This is a genomic window from Variovorax ureilyticus, assembly GCF_050632185.1.
Classification (GTDB): domain Bacteria; phylum Pseudomonadota; class Gammaproteobacteria; order Burkholderiales; family Burkholderiaceae_C; genus Variovorax; species Variovorax ureilyticus_A.
The window spans coordinates 2716138-2735642 of record NZ_CP192579.1 but is presented as its reverse complement, the minus strand read 5'-3'; the positions used below and the strand labels follow the sequence as shown (position 1 = coordinate 2735642).

Genomic DNA, 19505 nt, shown 5'->3' with positions numbered 1-19505 from the left:
TTGCGCCTGCGACCGCACTTCCCAGATGCCGCCCACGTCGCCGATCCGTGTTTTACGGCGCTTACAGGCTCTTCAGCGGCACGACCTCTTTGCCCTTGAGGGTGTACACGGTGACAGCGGAGGACTTCAAGTTATGCTTGTCGTCATACGAATACTCTCCACTGACGCCGGCAAATTTGCCCTTGGCAACATGGGTGATGATTGCCTGAGGATCCGTCGACTGAGTCGCTTCAATCGCTGAAGCCAAGAGATTCATACCGTCGTAGAAGGCCGCGGCGTAGGTGAGCGGATCGCGCTTGTATTCCTGGCGATAGCGCTCAGCAAACTTCTGACCTTTGTCGCTCTTGTCAAGCATCGATCCGCCCTGTGTGCAGTACACGTTCAAGTCACCGGAAACTTGAGACAAGGTCGCGGTTTCAGATGAACAGATGCCATCGCCACCCAACAGGGGGACATTCATTCCAAGGGCGCGAAGCTGCCGCAGCATGAGGCCACCTTGTGGAGCATAGCCGCCGAAGAAGATGGCATCCGGCTTGGTCGAGCGAATCTTGGTCAGGATAGAAGAGAAGTCCGTCGCCTTGTCCGTGGTGAACTCGTTGGCGACAACCTTCACACCGAGGCGCTTGGCCTGTTCACCAAACTCTCCGGCAACTCCCTGTCCGTAGGCTGTTCGGTCATCAATGATCGCGACGTTCTTGACCTTCAAGTCTTCGGCGGCGTACGTGGCCATTTTGCCGCCCAACTGGTTGTCACTGGCTCCGATGCGAAACAGGTTGGTCTGGCCTTGCTCCGTGACCTTCGGATTCGAAGCGACGGTGAACACGACCACATTGGCGTCAGCGAAAGGGCGAGACGCTGGCATGGTGACCCCGGAGTTGTAGGGGCCCAGAACAAAGTTGATCTTCTTGTCCGCGAGCATCTGCGCAACCTGCACACCTTGCTTTGGGTCGGCGACGTCGTCGTTCACGTCCAACTCGAAGGTGACCGGCTTCCCTTTGACCTTGATTCCTCGATTGTTGAGTTCTTTGATCGCGAGCAGGGCGCCGTCTCGATTGTCAACGCCGTTTGCTGCTTGCGGGCCCGTGAGGGGGCTCATGAAGCCGACGCGAACGCGCTCCTGCGCATGAATTCCGCTAGTCAACCCAGCGACCATCAGCAAGCTAACGACTATGCTTTTCATTACTTTCTCCTCACGTGGGCCTTACAACGAACAGTGTCTCACTGGGCCCACGAGGGAGACACTGTTTGAATGAGTTCTTGAAGTTCCGAAACGGAGGGAAGGAATTTGTCTTGGAGAGAAGGCACGACACGATCCCTCCTTCGCCTCGTGTTCACGGATACAGGCCACGCTCTTCGCGTGCCATCAGGATTCGCTCGCAGGCCACCGCGTACGTCGCGGTGCGCAGGCTGATCTTGTGCTTGTCGGCCTTTTCCCAGATGCCGTTGAGCGCGATCATCATGATGCGGTCGAGGCGTTCGTTGATCTCGTCCTCGTCCCAGAAGAAGGACGAGAAGTCCTGTACCCACTCGAAGTAGCTCACCGTCACGCCGCCTGCGTTGCAGATCACGTCGGGCACGACCAGCACGCCGCGATCGGCGAGGATGTCGTCCGCCGCCGGGACCGTCGGGCCGTTGGCGCCTTCGAGCACCAGTTTGGCTTTGGTCTTCTGCGCGCGTTCGGCGGTCAGTTGTCCTTCGAGCGCCGCTGGGATGAGGATGTCGCAGGCCACGTTCCAGAAGGATTCGTTGTCGATCACGTCGCCGCCCTTGAAGCCGACGACGCCGTCGGTGCGGGAGACCGGCACCAGCGTCGCCAAGTCGAGGCCCTTGTCGTTGAAGATCGTGCCTGTGTGGTCCTGCACCGCGACGATCTTGGCGCCGGCCTCGGCGAACAGTTCTGCCGCGACCGAGCCGACGTTGCCGAAGCCCTGCACCGCGACGCGCGCGCCCTTCAGGTCGAGGCCCAGGCGTCGCGCTGCCTCGCGGCCGGTCACGAACACGCCGCGGCCGGTGGCCTTCACGCGGCCAAGCGAGCCGCCCAGGTGCAGCGGCTTGCCGGTGACCACACCGGTCGCCGTGCCGCCGACGTTCATGGAATAGGTGTCCATCATCCACGCCATGATCTGGGCGTTGGTGTTCACGTCGGGCGCGGGGATGTCGCTGTGCGGGCCGATGATGATGCCGATCTCGCTGGTGTAGCGGCGGGTCACCTTCTCCAGTTCCTGCAGGGAGAGCTTCTTAGGGTCGACGCGGATGCCGCCCTTGGCGCCGCCGTAGGGGAGGTTCACCGCGGCGGTCTTGACCGTCATCCAGGCCGACAGGGCCATCACTTCCTCCAGCGTGACGTCCGGGTGGAAGCGCACGCCGCCCTTGCCGGGACCGCGCGACAGGTTGTGCTGCACCCGGTAGCCCTCGAAGTGAGCGATAGTGCCGTCGTCCATCTCGATCGGTACGTCGACGATCAGCGCACGCTTCGGGCGCTTGAGCGTCTCGACCCAGCGGGCGAGGCCACCCAGGTACGGCACGACGCGGTCGACCTGCGACAGGTACGTGCCCCAGGGGCTGTCGGGCATTGGGGTAACGAACGAGAGTTTTTCAATTGTGGAGGGCATCTGACGTAGGTTCGCTGAGTGGGGCGAGCGGGGATTGAGTGCGCCGTATGTACTTTCGAGCTGACGGCGTGGCTGGTCTGTCAGGGTCGCACCAGACGAGAGGGGCCCGGACCGAAATCACGTGAAGCCAATAAGCTTCCCGTTGAAGATCGATGGAGTGTGGTTGTGGCTTGATCAATTTGATCCTGAATGGGCGCAGCCTTTGTCAAGGGTGGTCTTCGGTCCGCGCCATCTGTCGAAGAAGACCTGCGTTCCGCCCAACGCCTCCATGACTTGATTTGCAAGATAGCCCTTTGTGGTGGTTTCGCACGCTGAGCGAAAGAACAAGGAAGGCGAGGAGTATTCGGTCTCAGCGGACGAGAAAGCCGTTCATCAAGGGATCGCGTGCGTCGAGAACCCAGGTGGCGAAGCCGCAGACGTAGGCAGTGCCGGAGACTTCCGGAACAACTGCCTTGAAACCGCCGATCTCCGTCTCCTCAAGAACCTTGGCGCGAAAGGACGTACCGATGACGGACTCGTTGGTGATCGACTCTCCGAGTCCGATCTTTCCGCGCAGATAGAGTTGTGCAACGCGCCCGCCGGTTCCTGAGCCGGTCGGGGAACGGTCAACCTCGCGGTCGGCAAACACGCAGCAGTTCGCCTGCGTCGAGCCCGGGTGGCGCGGGGCTCCATCGATGATCGTGCCGTAGATGTGATTAATCTCTGGAATCTGCGGATGCACGACGGCGATTGCTGCGTTCGCCGCTTGTTTGACCTCGGCGCCGAACTGCTTCAGGGCTTCGATCGACGATTCCCGGATGTCCAATCCGAACGGCTCGCCGCTCGTATAGAAGTAGAACGCGCCGCCGTATGCGATGTCGCCTGTCACAGCGCCGTAAGTGGGGGTCTGGACGGTGACATCTCGCTTGAAGATGAAGGAGGGAACGTTGACAAATCGAACGCCGTTCGCGTGCTCGCCGTCCCAGCTCACGAAGGCCTCGATGAAGCCGCATGGGGCGTCAATGCCGACGCGCGTCTCAGGAACTTGACGCTCCACCCATCCTAGTTCGACAGCGGCCGTTGCGAGTGCGATGACGCCGTGCCCGCAGTGGTCGCTGTAGCCCTCGTTGTGCATGAATATGACACCGAAGTCGGCGGTTGGCGTCACCGGCGTGGTGAGGTAGCCGCCGTACATGTCCGCATGCCCCCGCGGCTCGAACATGATTGATTTTCGAATGTCATCGGCGTTCTCGAGTAGCCAGGCACGTCTTTCGACGATGGAATTGCCTGGCAATTTCGGGATGCCTGAGGTAACGATACGAAAAGGCTCTCCGCATGTGTGGACCTCGACGGTGCTGATGGTTCTGGTGATCTGCATGGTGGTTGAACTCGTGTAGTGGTGATGCAAGCCTGGACGGCATTGCTCGAAAGCAGGTACGTTATGAAGACGCCGTAGAAGGTTCGGAGCGCGCATACAAGGCTCGAAGTGCGACGCGTGCGGCAGCGAGGTCCCACGCGGCAGTGCCAACGCTCTTGAAAACGAAGGGACGCGATCGGTCGACCTGGCCCTTCAATGCCGCCTGAAGAGAATGAACGCGGGACCAATCGATACCCGCCTGCAGCAAGTCACCGGCTTCGTGGCGAGCGCCGGCGGGATCATCTGCGTAGATGTCGCTGCCATCCAGCGTGGTCTTGCCAAGTTCGGCCATCTCTGGCTTGAATGCCCCAACGCCGATGACGAGACGACCGGCCGTCGGTACCTCGTCGTAGACGGCCTTGGTGCTGGTGGTCAGCGTAATCACCACATCGACAAGTGCCGAAATGTCCTGGGCGGCCGGCGCGAGGTCGCCGTGAATGTCCTTGCACGCGTCGCAGAATTCCAAAGCGGCGGCCATGTCGAGGCCGCGCACCCATATTTTCGTGCCCGGATAGACGCGGTGAAGAGCGCGCACATGGTAACGAGCCTGCGCGCCGGTTCCGATCAGCAGCACCTCGCGTGGAGCCTTCTGAAGCAGCGTGCGGATCGCCAGCAGGGTGACCGCGGCGGTCCTGCGCCCTGTAACTTCCGGGCCATCGAGCAGGCAGATCGGCTTGCCCGTGTCGGTTTCGCACACGGTGACTGTTCCGTGAATGGTTGGCAGGGACCTCTTCGCATTGGCCGGCTGGACGTTCACCAGTTTGTGAATTCCTATGTCGGCTGCGGTGGCAGGCATGCTGAGAAGCACGCCGCTTTCGCCGAGCGGCACCACCATGCGTTCAGGGCTATGGATCTTTCCGTCCTCGTACTCGGCGGCAGCCACAGCAATGGCATCGACAAGGGGCTCGAAGTCCAGCAGTTCGGCTGTGCGCCGCTTGTCCAAGACAACGATTTGCTGTTCGATGTTCGAAGGAGACGCGGCGTAAGCAAAGGTTGATTCCATGACTCGTGTTTCCAGGTCTAAGGGTTGGTTCAACGACGTTGAAGGTGGTAATACATCAATACCAATAATGGAGCTTGCCGACCCAAGTGGTAACGCGATAGCCACGCAAAGTAGTCATAAGTGGATAGGTAATATATCCACTAGAGGTAAAGTTTCGGACCACCTGTTCACTTCGGTTATAGGGAAAACACCTACATCGGCCATTGTTTTGCGCGATTCAGCGTAATCCCGGTGTCAACTCCGAAAAGTGCGTGTCGTAAACTGGTCATCTCGAAACCAAGCGGAAGTGGGCATGAAAACGGACCAAACAGCCTCGACGGCGATCTTTCGCGCCAAGCAGGTCTACGAGCAGGTGGCCGATACGATTCGTGAAGGGATCGAAAGCGGCTCCTTCGCGATGGGCTCGCGACTGCCCTCCGAACGTGAGTTGGCTCTGCGATTTGGCGTCAGTCGCCCCGCTGTGCGCGAGGCAATCGGAGCGTTGCAGAACGAGGGGATGGTGATCACCCGCCACGGTTCTGGTACCTACGTCCGTGTCGCGCCGGTCGAGAGTGACGACGAGGCCACGCAGTCTCCGCGTGTCGCCGACTTCAGCCCCGTGAGCACATTAGAAGTGCGAATGCTCATCGAACCAGCGATCGCACGATTGGCGGCCCGCCACAAGAAGCGGGACCCTCTGGCCGAGCAATACCTGAATCGGATGGCCGAAGTGATCGACATAGAGGATCCTGCGCAGCAGGAGTTGTGGAGCGAGTGCGATCGTCTGTTTCACCGTCAGCTTGCCTTCATGACCCAGGACGCATTGATCGTCAAGATTGCAGACGAGATCTCAAAGAGCATGGATCAGCCGTTGTGGCAGCGACTGCGCGACGATGGGATCTACGACCCGCAGCGCATCCAACTCTATGTCGCCGAGCACCGCTTGATCTATGAGGCCATCGTGAGCGGAGACGCCGATGCTGCGGCCTTCTATGTCGAGGGGCACCTGAAACGGGTTCGCCGAGACATTGCCCCGCTAGATTCGACGCCCCGCAGCTGATGGCTTCGCTCAAGGGAGACCGTCTACTGCACACCTTCGTGTTTCAGGAGATGGTCATCAGACTCGCATTGCCGCCTGCTGCCGCCGTGTTGGTGCTGACGGCCCGCTCGATCACCAGTGCCTCCAGAGGCAACTCGCCCGCGGCGGCATCGAAGCACCGAACGCCCACGATGGGACCCTCGCGCCTGGATAGCTGAGCGCCTGAGGAACGCGGTTTCTCGGTACGGATATCGGCAGCCTTGGGCGAATCGTCGACGGGGGTCGATGCGGTTCGACTTGCCGCTCGTGATGAACCCCAAGGTGCAACGGTTATCGAGGTGATGGCCAGCGGCAAGGCAATCGTGGTCGAGACCGAATGCTCCCCTGATGCTCTTGGGAATCGCCCCACGCGGCCGTCCGCTTGGAAGGCGGAAAATCGAATGATGGTTGCACAACTTACCTTGATCTAGCATGGCCCTCGCCCCACTACCCCCCTAGGGTGCCTTCTGGCATTCGAGGCTAGCGCAAGGCTTTTGAGCTTCACCCGAGCCGGCGAGGAGCTTCACCTGTCGCCTAGCGCCGTCAGTCGGCAGATCTCCCAACTTGAAGAGTTCCTCGGGCGCCGCCTTTTCGCCCGCGAGCACAACGCGTTGCGCCTGACGCCAGCCGGGGAGAACTATTCGACTGATGTTCGACGCATCCTGGAGCTCTCGAGCAGTGCGACTGCCAGCATCATGGCTCGGGTGGTGAAGTCCCGCCTGACAATATCCTGCACTGCGGGGCTTTCCACCTTCTGGCTTGCTCCGCGGATCGGTTCCTTCATAGCTGCGAACCCGGATGTGGAAATTCGAATCATCGTCCGTGATCATTTCGGCGTCGTTTCCCCTGCGGAATATGACGTAGGCATCTTCCACCTTCATACCACGCAGACGCCAGGGACACGCTTGCATCAGATCTTCGAGGAGTGTGTGTTCGCAGTGTGCTCTCCCGAGTATCTGGAGGGCAAGCGGCTCCAGCCTTCCGAACTACTGTCGAGCACTTTCCTCGTGCTCGAGGATGCGGAGCGAAACTGGATGTCGTGGAATAGCTGGTTTGAGCTCAACGGCGTTGCGCGCTTCGCGCCGGCCTCGACCATCATCGTCAACAGCTATCCCGTGATCGTGCAGCTCGCAGTGCAGGGCAAGGGTCTGGCGCTCGGATGGCGAAACGTAATCGATCCGCTCCTGCAGAGCGGCGCGTTGGTGAAGGCTTCGGACGCTTCGGCTTCGTTCGGGGGAGGGTATTTCCTGACTTGGCCGGCCGACCGGGCTCAGAGTCCTGCGGCACGGCGCTTTCATCAATGGGTCTTGGACCAAATGGAGATTAGGGAAGAGGCCTGATTCGCCTGACGCACCGGGATGGGGTTGCGTAGTGTGCAAACGCGTGTGCGAAAAGAGCGTTTGGGGAAATTCAAAGCTTAAAACTACATTTCCTGCCGCGGGGGCCGGAGGCCGCTGCAAATGACAGAGAGCAACCCCAGGAGACCTCATGGCCTTGAATATCCCACAAGACGCATTGGCGGCATATGCGGCCAAATCCGGCAAGCCTCCCGTCTCTTTGACGACAACGCGGCGCCGCGCCGTGCTTGCGACCGTCGTCGGCAGCGGGCTGGAATGGTTCGACTTCTCTGGCTATGCGTTCTTTGCCGCAACGATCGGCAAGCTCTTTTCCCCGCGGGCAACGAGACCACTTCACTGCTGCTGGCCCTTGCCACCTTTGGTGTAGGGTTTGTCGTGCGTCCTCTGGGCGGTATTCTTTTTGGAATCTATGCCGATCGGGTCGGTCGCAAGCGTGCCCTGTCGCTGTCCATGCTGGTGATGGCGGCCGGCTGCGCCATCATCGCCTTCGCACCTACGTACGAATCGATCGGAATCGTTGCTCCTTGCCTGATAGTGCTCGCCCGGATGTTGCAGGGGCTGTCTGCGGGAGGAGAAATGGGGGAGCCACAGCGTTCCTCACTGAGCACGCACCACCTGAACGTCGTGCCTTCTACTCCAGTTGGATTCAGACCAGCGTCGGGTTTGCTGTCGTGATTGGCAGCCTCGTCGGAACGCTGATTGTTTCTGCGCTTTCCGCTGAAGAGGTCATGTCGTGGGGCTGGCGCATTCCCTTTGTTGTCGGCATGTTGATCGCTCCAGTCGGCTACTACATCCGTCTGAAGATTGACGAGACTCCCGAGTTCGCCACCGAAGCGAAGCACACCGAGACACCGCTTCGTGACGTGGTGATGAAGTATCCACGCCAAGTCGTCTCCAGCCTGATGATGGTTGTGTTGTGGACTGTATGTACCTACGTCATCCTGTTCTACATGCCCACCTATGCGACGCGCACGTTGGGTCTTACACAGCAGGAGGGATTCATCTCCGGTCTCGTCAGCGGTGTGGCGCTCATGGTAATGGCGCCGGTCATTGGCGCCTTGTCGGACCGGGTAGGCAGGAAAAAGGTCGTAACCGCGGCGGCCCTATCGGTGCTCGTTCTGGCCTATCCACTCTTCGCCTACTTGAATGCCGAACGCAGTTTTCATGTCCTGCTGATCTTCCAGTTGGTCTTCGGCATCCTGATCGCGAGCTACACCGGTCCAATCTTGGCGATCTTTGTTGAAGCTTTCCCCACGCGTGTTCGGACCACAGGCCTCTCGCTTGCCTACAACGGTGCGGTCACCATCTTCGGCGGCTTTGCCTCATTCATCGTGACTTGGCTAGCCAAAGCGACCGGTGACGCACAGTCTGCAGCCTACTACATCATGTTTGCAGCTGCGGTGAGTCTCGTCGGCTCTGCTCTCATGAGGCCCCACCAACAATGAGGTCCCGCGGCAACGCGAAGATGGGATTGTCGGTCCGCTCAGCTTGGGGCGCACACGAAGTGTCGAGATAGCAATAGCTGCGGAGTCTGAACGCAGCCTGGAACCAACTCTCTGCTGTGCTTAGTTCACCGGCGGCTGAAATGCGATCAGTGCCATGTCCGCCAAGCTGACAGCCACACCGGCTAAGTCCCATGAGCTAGGCCGGATGCCATTCACTGCCCACAGCCGCCCCAGCGCCACGGCGATGTAAACATCGCCGTAGGCTGCATAGACGCGAGTGTCAGTGGTCAGGCGAACAGACCAAGTGCAAGCGCCGCCGGCATGAGCAGCCAGACCGTCCCCCTTTTTGTTCAACCATGGGTGGGGAGATGGCAGCCCACGATCTCTGCGATTGCGGTGATGACGAACAAGGCAGTCATCAAGTGAGCTCCTCAGAGGCAATGTGATCGTTCCGATTGCAGCATCTTAATGCCGGGCGAGGCCACGGAGAACTCGCTCTAAAGGATCATCGTCAAGAGACGGGAAGGCGAGGCGAACCGGCATTCGCCATTGGTGTGCGGTCGTTTCGAGTTTGATCCAACCGAGTGCCCTGCGAACCGGGGCTAGCGCCCTCGGGCGCGTTTCGTTTCGAAGCGCGACTATGGCCAATCCGGGCCACCAAGGCATGCTGAAGTTTCCGAACGCGAGCGGGGTTCGAGACCCGGTTTCGTCGATCTCCTTCTTGCGTCGGCATTGGGTCTCTTTCGGCAGAAGATGCGCTTAAAAGCAGTTGCTGCTGATCGGGGCGCGATAGAGAAGCCTTTGCATTTTCTGCAATCGCACTTGCAAAACCAACGCTTTGAGAACGGTGGCATCGGTCAATACATTAAGTGCACAGCCAAGCGAGGCGGGTCACGATAGATGGACGATCTTCACCTGCGGACGACAGCGAACGAGTTTTGTTCTGCGTCTCCTCGCCTTTCAGGTCGGCGTTTTCCGTTTGTACAGTTTGAAAGTTTGAAATGAGCTCTGTGTTGCTTGAAAGGGTCAACGTATTTGATCCTGCCAGTGGTGTTCGCACTGAAAACATGAACGTCCACATTGAAGACGGTTCTGTTCGCGCGATCAGTCCCGAGCCAATAACGGCAAGTGTGGATCTCCGTCTCGCAATGCCCGGGCACACGGTGCTGCCAGGATTCATTGACCTGCATGTGCACATTGTTGCCTCGAAAGTCGATTTCGCAGCCAACGCCAGGATGCCCAACTTTCTTGCCGCTTTGAAGACATTGCCAATTTTGCGAGGCATGCTCAATCGGGGATTTACGACGGTACGCGACGCCGGCGGTGCGGACTATGGAATGTGCGAGGCGGTCAACACGGGCGTTCTGTTGGGACCAAGGATCTTGTCTTCCGGAAAGGCGCTTTCTCAAACCGGCGGACATGGGGATTTCCGTCCGCGCAGCGACCAGTTAGGCGATACGTGCGGTTGCCTCGGCCGTCAAGGCTCGATCTCCCGGGTCGTGGACGGGGAGGACGCAATGCGGCTAGCAGTGCGTGAAGAGCTGCTCAAGGGTGCATCGCAGATCAAGGTCATGGCTTCCGGCGGCGTGGCGTCGCCCAACGATCCGATTGGCAACACGCAGTACTCCCTCGCTGAACTCCGGGCGGCGGTCGAAGAGGCGCAAGCCGTTGGGACCTACGTAATGGCGCATGCCTATACGCCTCAGGCCATTCAGCGAGCAATCAAGTGCGGGGTGCGGACGATCGAGCACGGAAACCTCATCGATGAGGAAACTGCACGTTTGATAGTGGAGCACAACGCTTTTGTTGTTCCCACCCTGTCGACTTTGGACAGGCTTTCCGAGCAAGGTCCTGCTCTCGGCTTTCCGCCGGAATCTTTGGCGAAGATCGACCAGGCCCGTAGCGTGGGTCGTCAAGCTCTGGCGCTGATGGCGCGCGTGGGTGTCAAGATGGGATACGGATCCGACATGCTGGGCGAGCTGCATCAGTTCCAGTCAGACGAGTTTGGCGTCCGGGCGAAAGTCATTGGGCCACTTGAGGCGATCCGGTCTGCGACTTCCATTGCCGCCGAAATTATCGGCGAGCCAGGTCGCAGTGGGACGGTAGCCGCGGGCGCGAAAGCCGATCTGGCAATCGTAGCCGGGGACCCCTTGGAAGACATCTCGCTGCTGTCAGGCCAAGGCGAAAACATTCCTATGGTCATCAAGGATGGAAAGGTCGTGAAGCTGAAGGGTCAATTGACGGAGTCCGTCAAGTGACAGAACTTTGATCATCACGCCCCTTTCCCTGCAGGCAAGTGCCTGCCTCTTGAAGAGTCCTCGTCAAACCAATCAAAGCGAACCTGTGCAAGGTTCGATTCAAACCTGGAGACTGCAATGAATCTTTTCCTCCGTTCATTCGCCCGTTCGGTTCTGGTCGCGGCGACCGTCCTGAGCGCCTTCTATGTTCAGGCGGCCGATTTTCCGACCAAGCCCATCAAGCTCATCGTGCCTTATTCTCCAGGGGGATCGACGGACGTGATCGCCCGCTTGGTGGCGACCAAGCTGTCGAGCAAGCTCGGACAGCCTGTCGTGGTCGAGAACAAGACGGGCGCTAGCGAGATGGTCGCCGCATCATTCGTTGCGCAGTCGCCCGCGGACGGCTACACCCTTTATGTCCCAACGATGACCGGCATGTCAGTCAACCCGATCCTCTACCCAAAGCTATCGTACTCCCCGAAGCGCGACTTCGTGCCGCTTGCTCTTGCTGCAACGATCCCAGGGATATTCGTTGTGAATCCCAACCTGCCGGTCAAGAACATGACGGAGCTGGGCCAGTACCTGAAGAAGAATCCCGGCACCTCATATGCATCGGCCGGAAATGGCACTCCCAACCATCTGGGGGTGGAAATGTACAAGCATGCCGCGAACGTCGACGCACTGCACGTGCCGTACAAAGGCGGCGCACCCGCGCAGGCTGATGTGATGGCAGGCCAGGTTCAGTTCATGCTGGGTCTGGTGCCTGACACCACGCCGCTGATCAAATCGGGGAAGCTGAGGGCGGTTGGCATTGCGACCCCCAATCGTCTACCGCAGTTCCCAGATGTTCCTACCGTCGCAGAGAGCGGTTTTCCCGGGTTCGAAATCGGCACGTGGGTTGCGTTCGTGGCACCGGCGGCGACCCCCAAGAATGTGGTTGACATCTTGAGCACCTCGCTTGAAGCAATCATTCAGGATCCTGAGATGCAGGCGAAATTGAAGGAGTACGGTGCTGTGCCAGGAACTGGGGTGGTCCCAAGAAGGTCGCCGAGTTCATCGATAGCGAGACGGCGAAGCTGCAAAAAGTTATCGATCAGGCAGGCATCAAGGCAGATTGAAAGCTGGCGCCCCTCCTTCAGTGGCGCGCATCCTGATGATCGCCCGAAGGCGACGGTGAAGGAAGCACAGGTAGCTGTGCGCGCAAGGCTACCCCTTCGAAGAACTGGTATTCCTCCGGTAGAAACGATGCAATACGTAATCGACGCCGCAATGGTCGAACTGTGCGCCACGATGAGGAATCCGCACAGTTCAGCTGAACTGATGGAGCAGGTGGCCCAATGGCTTCAAAGCAGAATTGGGCACAAGCTCTGCACGATCCTCATGATCTGTGCTGACCGCAAGAACACTGTGCGAATCTACTCGGATAACCATGGTGCCTATCCGCTGAACAAGTTCAAGCGTATGGGTGTGACCGCATGGGGCGATCATGTGATTCATGGAGGCAAATGCTGGATCGGCCGCAACGACGCAGACATGCAGTGGGCTTTCCCCGATCACGAGCTCATCAAATCTCTGGGCTTGTCGTCGGCCCTCAGCGTGCCGCTGATGTACAAGGGCGAGTGTTTGGCGGTGTTGAATATGGAACACATCGAGAACTGGTATCAGCCCGAACATGTTGCGATTGCGCAGCTGATGATTCCCTTCTTGGTGCCTGAACTACTTTCGCTCTCAGGAGCGGGGGCATAGCCGCCTTCCGTTCTTGCCAACTCGCCATGCGTCCAGGATGGGACGGAATCCGTCCGGGAAGCCACGCCCTGTCATCGCCCCGTTGCGCCAGCTTCGATGCTGCGATTTTTCCTCCTCCGTCAACAGCGCGTCGCGATGATCGGCTTCACCTTCAAGAATCCGAGTTTCGCAACTCCCGGCGGATGATCTCCACCGGTCCGATCCCCGAGTAGACCGTCTCGCCGGTCTTCAGCAGCACAACCGTCCAGCGATCGCCGGGGGTGATCTTGTAGTCGCCGGGCTCGAACGCGAGGGCGATCTCCTCGTGCACCTCTCGGCCCAGCCATGAGGGAGTGCGAAGGAGGGCAGAGGTGCGTTCGAAGAGGTCGAGGGAATCAGTCATCCGCCGATCGTACCCGCACGAGTAACACGGGCCAGGGGCGGCTCAGGAGCACTTGGGCGCGCAAATCCGGTGGTTCTTGCCGACGAAGCGCTTGACGATCATTTCCGAGGGCAGTTTGAACTTGCCGCACTTGAAGCACGACATCATGGACTCGGCGCGCGGGGTGGAGATGAAGGAGCCGGAGGGCTTCTTGACGTAGCGCAGGCCGTCTTGGGAGAGAGTGGTGGGATCTGACATCGGGGGCGACATTTTACCCGGCTGAAAATGGCGCATGCCCGGCCGTTTGCAAACAACCCTTCAGGCTGCCAGCCGATGCTCGTAGTACGGGCGTTCCCGATCATCGAGCAGCGCGTGCAAGTCCGCGGAACTCTTGCCTTGCGGCTGCAGCCACGCATCGATGTTTTCCGGCCTGATTGGCACGATGCACCGGTCGTGTCCGGCGGCCGCGATCTCTGGTGGCGGCTCGTCGGTGATCGCCGCGAACGAGAGCAGGTCAGGCTGACCCGGCTCGCTCCAGTGTGAGCACAGACAGGCCACCAGCATGTCCTGCTGCGGCTGCGGCCTGAACTCGAGCACGACGTTCTTCCCGCCGCGCTCGACGTTCTCGTAGAAGGCGTTCACGGCCAGGATGCCGTGGAACTCGCCAAAGGTCCCGCGCCAGAAGCTGCTCTCGAGGTTGTCCTTGCGCGCGTTGTAGGACCCCGCGAACTTCGTGTCGTAGAACGCCGGCTTGCCGGGCGGCCGGCACTGGTACCGCATCGGCTTGATCACCCGCTTGCCGTCTTCCCAGACCATCACCGGCGCGTAGACGCCCGGAAAGATCCGCCAGTCGTCCGGCACCAAGTCGACGCGCCTCAGGTCTGCGAGCTTGCCGAGCGCCCAATCGATCTTGGTGGTCGCGATGCGCTGATCATCTGTTGCCTTCTTGGTGACCTTGACCTGCAGCGAGCGCTCGGCATCGACCAGGCGCTTGCGTTGCTTGAAGACCTCCTGTTCGAGCTTTGTCGTCTGCTCGGCATTGAACGCGTCGATCCACGCCTTGATCCGCCGTTCCTCGTCCGATTGCGGCTCGTTGAAGAGGGCGTCCATTCCCTTGGGGATCTTGATCTTCGGATCGCTTTGGCGCTCGAAGTACAGCTTCGAAAACGCGCGCAGGCTCAGCTCGCCGCCGAACATGCGAACGAACTTCTTGATATGTGGTGCACCACATATCAAGGCTGATGTTGCGGCCCAAGATATGTGTTCCCGGCCTCCGTCCTGTCGTGTCCGGCCGACTGGGGGAGCCGGCCACGCCGCACATAAATTTCAGCAGTCCTCACCTTGCACAAGCGGCCGCAACGAGCATTTGCCGCAGGCCATACAACTCGGCCAAGGGTCCAGGAACGGGGGGCGGTGAGGCCAAAAGAAAACCCGCACAAGGCGGGCTTAAGGCAGCCGAGACAGGTGGAGTGGGTTCGAAAGGAGGAGGCTGCTGCTATCGAGCATTCCAGACCGGGCTGACCAGGGACTGAGCTAGGTGCTGGCGGCCGGCCCTGCGTCGAAAATCTCGACCGGAGACAGGCTCAGCAACCTTGTCGCCTGCTCGACCGTACCGGAGAGCCACAGATCGATGTCGCCCTTCTCGATCGCGATCACGCTGCGCTTGTCTTGCTGATCGGGCGGCAACTTCGGATCTGGCTTGTGCATGCGCGACATCAGCGGGTGCTGGTCGGCGTTGAGCGTCAGCATCGTGTACGACTCGTGCACTTCGCCCGTGGCCTTGTCGACCCAGGTGTTCCACAGGCCGGCCAGGCCCCACGGATCGCCGTCCGCCCGTCGAAAGCTCCACCACTGGTTTTTGCCGCTTTCCCAGTTCGGTTCGTCGAACGACCGCGCAGGGATGATGCAGCGCTGGCCACGCCTCCAGGGGTCCTTGTAGCTCGCCTTCGATTCCAACTCTTCCGACCTGGCATTGTTGGTCGCATAGGTGAGCTTTGCGCCCTTCGCGAACCACGGGATGAGGCCCCACTGTCCAACTACGAGCTCGCGCTCGTAGCCGGTCGCATGTCGGGCACGGCGGATGAAGGGGCCCGGGGCACGAGGGAATACTGCCTTGACCCACCGCGGCGCGCCATCATCCCTGCCGATGTGCCAGTAGCGCTCCACTTCCCAGACCTCAGGCGTTTCGTAGCGATTGCACATGGCCGATCACTCCTCGAAATCGAGCAGGGCCATCTCGCCGCCTGCTGCCGTACCGAGGACCCCATTCGCTGCAGCCTGAGCACAAGTCAGGACGTCGAGAGCGCGCACATCGGCTGCGCTCAGCGCGTAGCGCTGATCACCGCCGCTGTCATGCCAAGCGGCTTCTCGCGCGAGCGACTGGAGCGATTTGTACGCATCGACGTCTTCGTACTCGAAGACCTTGATCGCAGCGGAAAGTCCCCTCTTCAGCTGCTTAGGGCTCACATCGGGATGGACAAGGACAAGTTGCAAATGCACCTCCCGGCCGGTGATCGTCCGGCGCGAGTCGCGGAGCATACCTGTCTACTTGGCTGTGCATCCATGCGGGGTATCCAGTTAGTTCCAGCTTCGAACAAGGCACTGAACGCCCATCCATGCGTCAATGGCCCAGCGCAGTCGTCCGCAAACAGCCGGAGAGGGCCCCACTGCCGACCTACGACCATCAAGATTGGGAGCCGCAAAGCCGACATTGAAAGCGTGGAGGCAGTGCCAAGGTGGTGGGCATGGGTGTGTTCGAGCTTCTCGCGCGCGATCACACGCCGGTGCCACACATCACCTGTACTTCACGTACAGCTGGCCTTCCTTGGCAAACTCGAATTCAACGTCCTTGACGTCGGCGAATTTGTCCAACAGCGCATATTCACTATCACCATCCCCATCGGCATTGAGCGCACGCACCACCAAGCGCAGCATGGTTGCCGAGTGCGTTCAACGCCGGGCGGTGACTCCTTTGGACTTGGGCGCGTTCGGGCTGCCCCAAGCTATCGCAAAAGCAGGTCCAGAACTAGGTCTTGTTCCGCAGCAATCGCAATCCATTGAAGACCACCACCAAGCTGCCGCCCATGTCTGCAAACACCGCCATCCATAGGGTTGCCTGACCGGTCAGCGCGAGCGTAAGGAAGGCGACCTTGATGCCGAGTGCAATGGAGATGTTCTGCCACAACACCGCCCTGGTCGCTTTGGACAGCCTGACGAACTCCGCAAGCTTGCGAGGGTCATCGTCCATCAGTGCCACGTCTGCCGTTTCAATCGCGGTATCCGCGCCGGCCGCGCCCATCGCAAAGCCAATGTTCGCCTTGGCGAGCGCCGGAGCGTCGTTGATGCCGTCTCCCACCATGCCAACCGTTGAGCCGCCAGCCGAAAGCTCTTCAATTGCCTTGAGCTTCCCTTCCGGCAAGAGCTCGCTTCGCACATCCCCGATGCCGACCTGATGCGCGATGGCCTCGGCCGTGTGCCGGTTGTCGCCGGTCAACATCACGGGACGGATGCCGAGTTGCTTCAGCTGCGCGACCGCATCTCGGCTCTCCGGACGTACGGCGTCGGCGACCGCGAAAATGGCTAGCGCCTTCGTGCCTTCGATGAGCACCACTGCCGTCTTGCCCTCCTGCTCGAGGGCGTCTAGCTTCGACTCAAGTTCATCGGAGCAAGCACCCGATTCTTCGACCAGCCGATGATTTCCGAGCCGGTAGAGCACGCCGTTCAATCTTCCCTCTACGCCTTTGCCGCGAAGCGCAGAGAAGCCTGACACTTCGGGGAGGCCCTCTGAATCCTTCAGACCCTCGGCGACAGCACGCGACACCGGGTGGTCACTTCTCGCAGCAAGCGCCGTAGCGAGGGTCGACAAGGTTGGCTTGTTGCCGTCGATGGCGATGACGTCTGTTAGCACTGGACGTCCCTGCGTCAGCGTTCCCGTCTTGTCTAAAGCGAGGACTTGCAGCCGGTGGCCTTGCTCAAGGAATACACCTCCCTTGATGAGAATGCCGCGGCGTGCCGCTGCAGTCAGACCTGAGACCACTGTCACAGGCGTCGATATGACCAAGGCGCAGGGGCACGCGACGACGAGAAGTACGAGTGCACGGTAGACCCATGTGAACCACTCGGCTCCCATGGCCAGTGGAGGAATGACCGCAGTGGCGATTGCCACCGCGAAGACCGCAGGCGTGTAGTAGCGTGAGAAGGTGTCCACAAAGCGCTGCGTGGGAGCACGCGTGGCCTGCGCCTCCTGTACTGCGTGAGCGATACGGGCAAGGGTCGAGTTGCTGGCGGCTGCGGTCACCCGATACTCGAGCTCTCCGTCCTGGTTGATGGTCCCCGCATAGACGGCATCGCCGGTGGCCTTGTCCACCGGCACACTTTCGCCGGTGATGGGCGATTGGTCGACTGCCGACGTTCCGGAGGTCACGCTGCCGTCCAGGGCGATGCGCTCGCCGGGCCGAGCTCGCACTGTTGCGCCCACTGCAACTTCCGCGGCATGGACGTCCTGCCAGCCCGACGGCGTGTTCACCATCGCCATCTCGGGGGCCATCGACATAAGCCCTTCGACGGCTCGTCGCGCGCGGTCAAGGGAACGAGCCTCAATCATTTCCGCAATAGCGAACAGGACCATCACCATCGCCGCTTCCGGCCATTGCCCGAGGATGGCCGCGCCTGTGACGGCGACGGACATCAGCGCGTTTATGTTTAGGTTGAGATGGCGAACGGCAATCCATCCTTTGCGGTAGGTCTCGATGCCGCTCACCGCGATGGCGGCCAACGCGAGACCGATGACGCCCACCGACCTGTCGCCCAGCTTGAGCGCGACCAACTCGGAAGCCAGCGCCAAGGCTCCTCCGATTGCGAGCTTCCAGTACGCAGGACGAGGACTCTGGGGTTGGGCCGGTTTGGCAGGCGCGTCTTGCCGTTCTGGCAGACCGCCCATGCCGACCTCGTTCAGAGCTGCGAGCACATCGCCCAGCCGTCCGGTCGCATGGCTAACGGTCAGCTTGCGCTGCAACAGGTTGAACGTGAGGTCATGAACCCAGTCCTCCTTGCCCAGTCGTTGCCGGATGAGGGCCTCTTCGGTGGGGCAGTCCATCTTTTCGATGAGGATGGTGTTGGTGTCCATGCCTGGCTGCGCGGCGGGCTGGTCGGCGACCCCGCGCATGCCGATTTCATCCAACGCCTTCAGAACCTCGGGGAGCTTCCCCGGCGCGTGTACCACGGTCAGCTTGCGCTGCATCAGATTGAACGAGAGTTCGCGCACCGCCTCGTCGCCGCCAAGGCGCTTCCGTATAAGTGCCTCCTCGGTCGGACAGTCCATCTTCTCGATGAGGATGGTGTTGCGCTCGTCCTTCAAACTGATGGCCTGAACCGGTCCTGGTAGCCGAACCTCCATGCCGGAGCGCTGCGCTGCACCCAGCAGGTCGGCCGTCGTCACCGAGTCATGTTCCACACGGACGCTTCTGCGCAAGAAATCTGGCGTAACGGCATGGACGCCAGCCAGCCGGCGAAGTTGTTTGTCTACCAGGCCGAACTCGGTCGGGCAGCACATCTCGGGTACGTCGAGAACGGTTATTGGGCGCTCCAATACGGCGTCGGCCACGGCCGTGCCGTTGCCTGACCCGCAACTCTTTGAACTGCAACCCGTCGACCCGCACTCATCCGCCATAGTGAACTCCTAGATTGCCTCCATTTGAAAGCCTATAGTAGGTAGAGAGTCAAGCAGAAGGAAGGCACATGAAGATTGGAGAACTGGCTGCGCGCGCAGGCTGCCAGGTACAGACCATACGTTTCTACGAGGGCGAAGGCCTGATGCAGCCGCCGGAGCGAGGCGTGAACAACTATCGAACCTATGACGACGCGCACGAAAAGCGGCTGCGCTTCATTTTGAGGTGCCGTTCGCTCGATATGGCGCATTCTGAAATCCGTATCCTGCTGAATTTGCAAGACGACCCCGGTCGCCCGTGCGACGAGGTCAACGCCCTCCTCGAAGAGCACGTCCGCCACGTGCAGACCCGAATATCCGAACTCAATCTACTCAAGGACCAGATTCAGGAAATCCGAAGCGCTTGCGCCGGCGGCGGGTGCATCGGGGAGTGCGGGGCGCTTGAATCCTTGCGGCAGACCACGGGGGAGAACCCTCCGGCTCCGAGACGGCATATCAAAGGCGTCCACGCCTGAGGCACGAAGGATGCACGCTTCGAAATTGGAAACCCTCTAGTCGGTAGAGGGTCAACAAGTTCGTGCCAGTAGCCCTTCAGCCTACTCGGCAGTCGAGCCCAGTGCAGAAC

18 protein-coding genes and 2 pseudogenes are annotated in these 19505 nt (G+C 60.2%); 7 read left to right on the top strand and 13 right to left on the bottom strand.

Annotated elements, in window-relative coordinates:
• Positions 1 to 61: 61 nt before the first annotated feature.
• The 4 genes from ACQ858_RS13485 to lhpI form a co-directional block, all read right to left on the bottom strand.
• Positions 62 to 1180 (bottom strand): branched-chain amino acid ABC transporter substrate-binding protein, encoded by a 1119-nt coding sequence (locus ACQ858_RS13485; RefSeq protein ID WP_431273230.1) that lies wholly within the window; start codon positions 1178 to 1180, stop codon positions 62 to 64.
• A gap of 151 nt (positions 1181 to 1331) precedes the next feature.
• A complete protein-coding gene (locus tag ACQ858_RS13480) occupies positions 1332 to 2612 on the bottom strand; it encodes a Glu/Leu/Phe/Val family dehydrogenase (RefSeq protein ID WP_431273229.1) in 1281 nt (426 codons plus the stop codon).
• 349 nt (positions 2613 to 2961) lie between these two features.
• A complete protein-coding gene (gene lhpH, locus ACQ858_RS13475; RefSeq protein WP_431273228.1) occupies positions 2962 to 3969 on the bottom strand; it encodes a trans-3-hydroxy-L-proline dehydratase in 1008 nt (335 codons plus the stop codon).
• A gap of 61 nt (positions 3970 to 4030) precedes the next feature.
• Positions 4031 to 5011 carry a bifunctional Delta(1)-pyrroline-2-carboxylate/Delta(1)-piperideine-2-carboxylate reductase gene (gene lhpI, locus ACQ858_RS13470; RefSeq protein WP_431273227.1) on the bottom strand — a complete coding sequence of 327 codons (981 nt, stop codon included), beginning with the start codon at positions 5009 to 5011 and terminating at the stop codon, positions 4031 to 4033.
• 292 nt (positions 5012 to 5303) lie between these two features.
• On the opposite strand from lhpI, the gene ACQ858_RS13465 reads away from it, so the two are divergent.
• Complete coding sequence (locus ACQ858_RS13465; protein WP_431273226.1) at positions 5304 to 6050, top strand: FadR/GntR family transcriptional regulator; 747 nt, start codon at positions 5304 to 5306, stop codon at positions 6048 to 6050.
• A 43-nt stretch (positions 6051 to 6093) separates the two neighbouring features.
• On the opposite strand, the gene ACQ858_RS13460 is transcribed toward ACQ858_RS13465, so the two are convergent.
• Positions 6094 to 6219: a hypothetical protein gene (locus ACQ858_RS13460; protein WP_431273225.1), complete on the bottom strand. Its 126-nt coding sequence runs from the start codon at positions 6217 to 6219 to the stop codon at positions 6094 to 6096.
• 343 nt (positions 6220 to 6562) lie between these two features.
• Between ACQ858_RS13460 and ACQ858_RS13455 the strand changes: the two genes are divergently transcribed.
• Both ACQ858_RS13455 and ACQ858_RS13450 read left to right on the top strand, forming a co-directional pair.
• The gene (locus tag ACQ858_RS13455; RefSeq protein WP_431273224.1) at positions 6563 to 7408 is read left to right on the top strand and encodes a LysR substrate-binding domain-containing protein; all 846 of its coding nucleotides are present in this window, start codon (positions 6563 to 6565) and stop codon (positions 7406 to 7408) included.
• A gap of 148 nt (positions 7409 to 7556) precedes the next feature.
• A pseudogene (locus ACQ858_RS13450) lies at positions 7557 to 8871 on the top strand (MFS transporter).
• A gap of 120 nt (positions 8872 to 8991) precedes the next feature.
• Here ACQ858_RS13450 and ACQ858_RS13445 read toward each other — a convergent pair.
• A pseudogene (locus tag ACQ858_RS13445) lies at positions 8992 to 9290 on the bottom strand (YnfA family protein).
• Between the two features lie 582 nt (positions 9291 to 9872).
• Here ACQ858_RS13445 and ACQ858_RS13440 point away from each other — a divergent pair.
• The gene (locus ACQ858_RS13440) at positions 9873 to 11129 is read left to right on the top strand and encodes an amidohydrolase family protein (RefSeq protein ID WP_431273223.1); all 1257 of its coding nucleotides are present in this window, start codon (positions 9873 to 9875) and stop codon (positions 11127 to 11129) included.
• A 117-nt stretch (positions 11130 to 11246) separates the two neighbouring features.
• A complete protein-coding gene (locus ACQ858_RS13435; protein ID WP_431273222.1) occupies positions 11247 to 12854 on the top strand; it encodes a tripartite tricarboxylate transporter substrate-binding protein in 1608 nt (535 codons plus the stop codon).
• A 151-nt stretch (positions 12855 to 13005) separates the two neighbouring features.
• On the opposite strand, the gene ACQ858_RS13430 is transcribed toward ACQ858_RS13435, so the two are convergent.
• From ACQ858_RS13430 to ACQ858_RS13400, 7 genes are all read right to left on the bottom strand, one after another.
• Positions 13006 to 13236: a hypothetical protein gene (locus ACQ858_RS13430; RefSeq protein ID WP_431273221.1), complete on the bottom strand. Its 231-nt coding sequence runs from the start codon at positions 13234 to 13236 to the stop codon at positions 13006 to 13008.
• Between the two features lie 42 nt (positions 13237 to 13278).
• Positions 13279 to 13473, bottom strand: coding sequence for a hypothetical protein (locus ACQ858_RS13425; RefSeq protein ID WP_431273220.1), 195 nt, complete (start codon positions 13471 to 13473; stop codon positions 13279 to 13281).
• 60 nt (positions 13474 to 13533) lie between these two features.
• Positions 13534 to 14448, bottom strand: a complete 915-nt coding sequence (locus ACQ858_RS13420; protein ID WP_431276852.1) for an SOS response-associated peptidase family protein — start codon at positions 14446 to 14448, stop codon at positions 13534 to 13536.
• A gap of 300 nt (positions 14449 to 14748) precedes the next feature.
• A complete protein-coding gene (locus ACQ858_RS13415; protein WP_431273219.1) occupies positions 14749 to 15417 on the bottom strand; it encodes an SOS response-associated peptidase in 669 nt (222 codons plus the stop codon).
• A gap of 6 nt (positions 15418 to 15423) precedes the next feature.
• Positions 15424 to 15753, bottom strand: coding sequence for a hypothetical protein (locus ACQ858_RS13410; RefSeq protein ID WP_431273218.1), 330 nt, complete (start codon positions 15751 to 15753; stop codon positions 15424 to 15426).
• A 255-nt stretch (positions 15754 to 16008) separates the two neighbouring features.
• On the bottom strand, positions 16009 to 16149 hold the full coding sequence (locus ACQ858_RS13405) for a hypothetical protein (protein ID WP_431273217.1): 141 nt from the start codon (positions 16147 to 16149) through the stop codon (positions 16009 to 16011).
• A gap of 91 nt (positions 16150 to 16240) precedes the next feature.
• A complete protein-coding gene (locus ACQ858_RS13400) occupies positions 16241 to 18610 on the bottom strand; it encodes a heavy metal translocating P-type ATPase (protein WP_431276851.1) in 2370 nt (789 codons plus the stop codon).
• A gap of 93 nt (positions 18611 to 18703) precedes the next feature.
• Here ACQ858_RS13400 and ACQ858_RS13395 point away from each other — a divergent pair, with 93 nt between their 5' ends.
• Both ACQ858_RS13395 and cadR read left to right on the top strand, forming a co-directional pair.
• Positions 18704 to 18835 (top strand): hypothetical protein, encoded by a 132-nt coding sequence (locus ACQ858_RS13395; protein ID WP_431273216.1) that lies wholly within the window; start codon positions 18704 to 18706, stop codon positions 18833 to 18835.
• Positions 18836 to 18951: 116 nt separating this feature from the next.
• Positions 18952 to 19395 carry a Cd(II)/Pb(II)-responsive transcriptional regulator gene (cadR, locus tag ACQ858_RS13390; protein WP_431273215.1) on the top strand — a complete coding sequence of 148 codons (444 nt, stop codon included), beginning with the start codon at positions 18952 to 18954 and terminating at the stop codon, positions 19393 to 19395.
• The last annotated feature ends 110 nt before the right edge of the window (positions 19396 to 19505 follow it).

What these genes read in the sequence shown, in the direction of transcription:
- ACQ858_RS13485 (WP_431273230.1), bottom strand. Translation starts at nt 1,180, where the DNA reads ATGAAAAGCATAGTCGTTAGCTTGCTGATGGTCGCTGGGTTGACTAGC.
- ACQ858_RS13425 (WP_431273220.1), bottom strand. Translation starts at nt 13,473, where the DNA reads ATGTCAGATCCCACCACTCTCTCCCAAGACGGCCTGCGCTACGTCAAG.
- ACQ858_RS13405 (WP_431273217.1), bottom strand. Translation starts at nt 16,149, where the DNA reads ATGCTGCGCTTGGTGGTGCGTGCGCTCAATGCCGATGGGGATGGTGAT.
- ACQ858_RS13430 (WP_431273221.1), bottom strand. Translation starts at nt 13,236, where the DNA reads ATGACTGATTCCCTCGACCTCTTCGAACGCACCTCTGCCCTCCTTCGC.
- ACQ858_RS13415 (WP_431273219.1), bottom strand. Translation starts at nt 15,417, where the DNA reads ATGTGCAATCGCTACGAAACGCCTGAGGTCTGGGAAGTGGAGCGCTAC.
- cadR (WP_431273215.1), top strand. Translation starts at nt 18,952, where the DNA reads ATGAAGATTGGAGAACTGGCTGCGCGCGCAGGCTGCCAGGTACAGACC.
- ACQ858_RS13435 (WP_431273222.1), top strand. Translation starts at nt 11,247, where the DNA reads ATGAATCTTTTCCTCCGTTCATTCGCCCGTTCGGTTCTGGTCGCGGCG.
- ACQ858_RS13410 (WP_431273218.1), bottom strand. Translation starts at nt 15,753, where the DNA reads ATGCTCCGCGACTCGCGCCGGACGATCACCGGCCGGGAGGTGCATTTG.
- ACQ858_RS13400 (WP_431276851.1), bottom strand. Translation starts at nt 18,610, where the DNA reads ATGGAGGTTCGGCTACCAGGACCGGTTCAGGCCATCAGTTTGAAGGAC.
- lhpI (WP_431273227.1), bottom strand. Translation starts at nt 5,011, where the DNA reads ATGGAATCAACCTTTGCTTACGCCGCGTCTCCTTCGAACATCGAACAG.
- ACQ858_RS13395 (WP_431273216.1), top strand. Translation starts at nt 18,704, where the DNA reads ATGGACGCCAGCCAGCCGGCGAAGTTGTTTGTCTACCAGGCCGAACTC.
- ACQ858_RS13480 (WP_431273229.1), bottom strand. Translation starts at nt 2,612, where the DNA reads ATGCCCTCCACAATTGAAAAACTCTCGTTCGTTACCCCAATGCCCGAC.
- ACQ858_RS13440 (WP_431273223.1), top strand. Translation starts at nt 9,873, where the DNA reads ATGAGCTCTGTGTTGCTTGAAAGGGTCAACGTATTTGATCCTGCCAGT.
- lhpH (WP_431273228.1), bottom strand. Translation starts at nt 3,969, where the DNA reads ATGCAGATCACCAGAACCATCAGCACCGTCGAGGTCCACACATGCGGA.
- ACQ858_RS13465 (WP_431273226.1), top strand. Translation starts at nt 5,304, where the DNA reads ATGAAAACGGACCAAACAGCCTCGACGGCGATCTTTCGCGCCAAGCAG.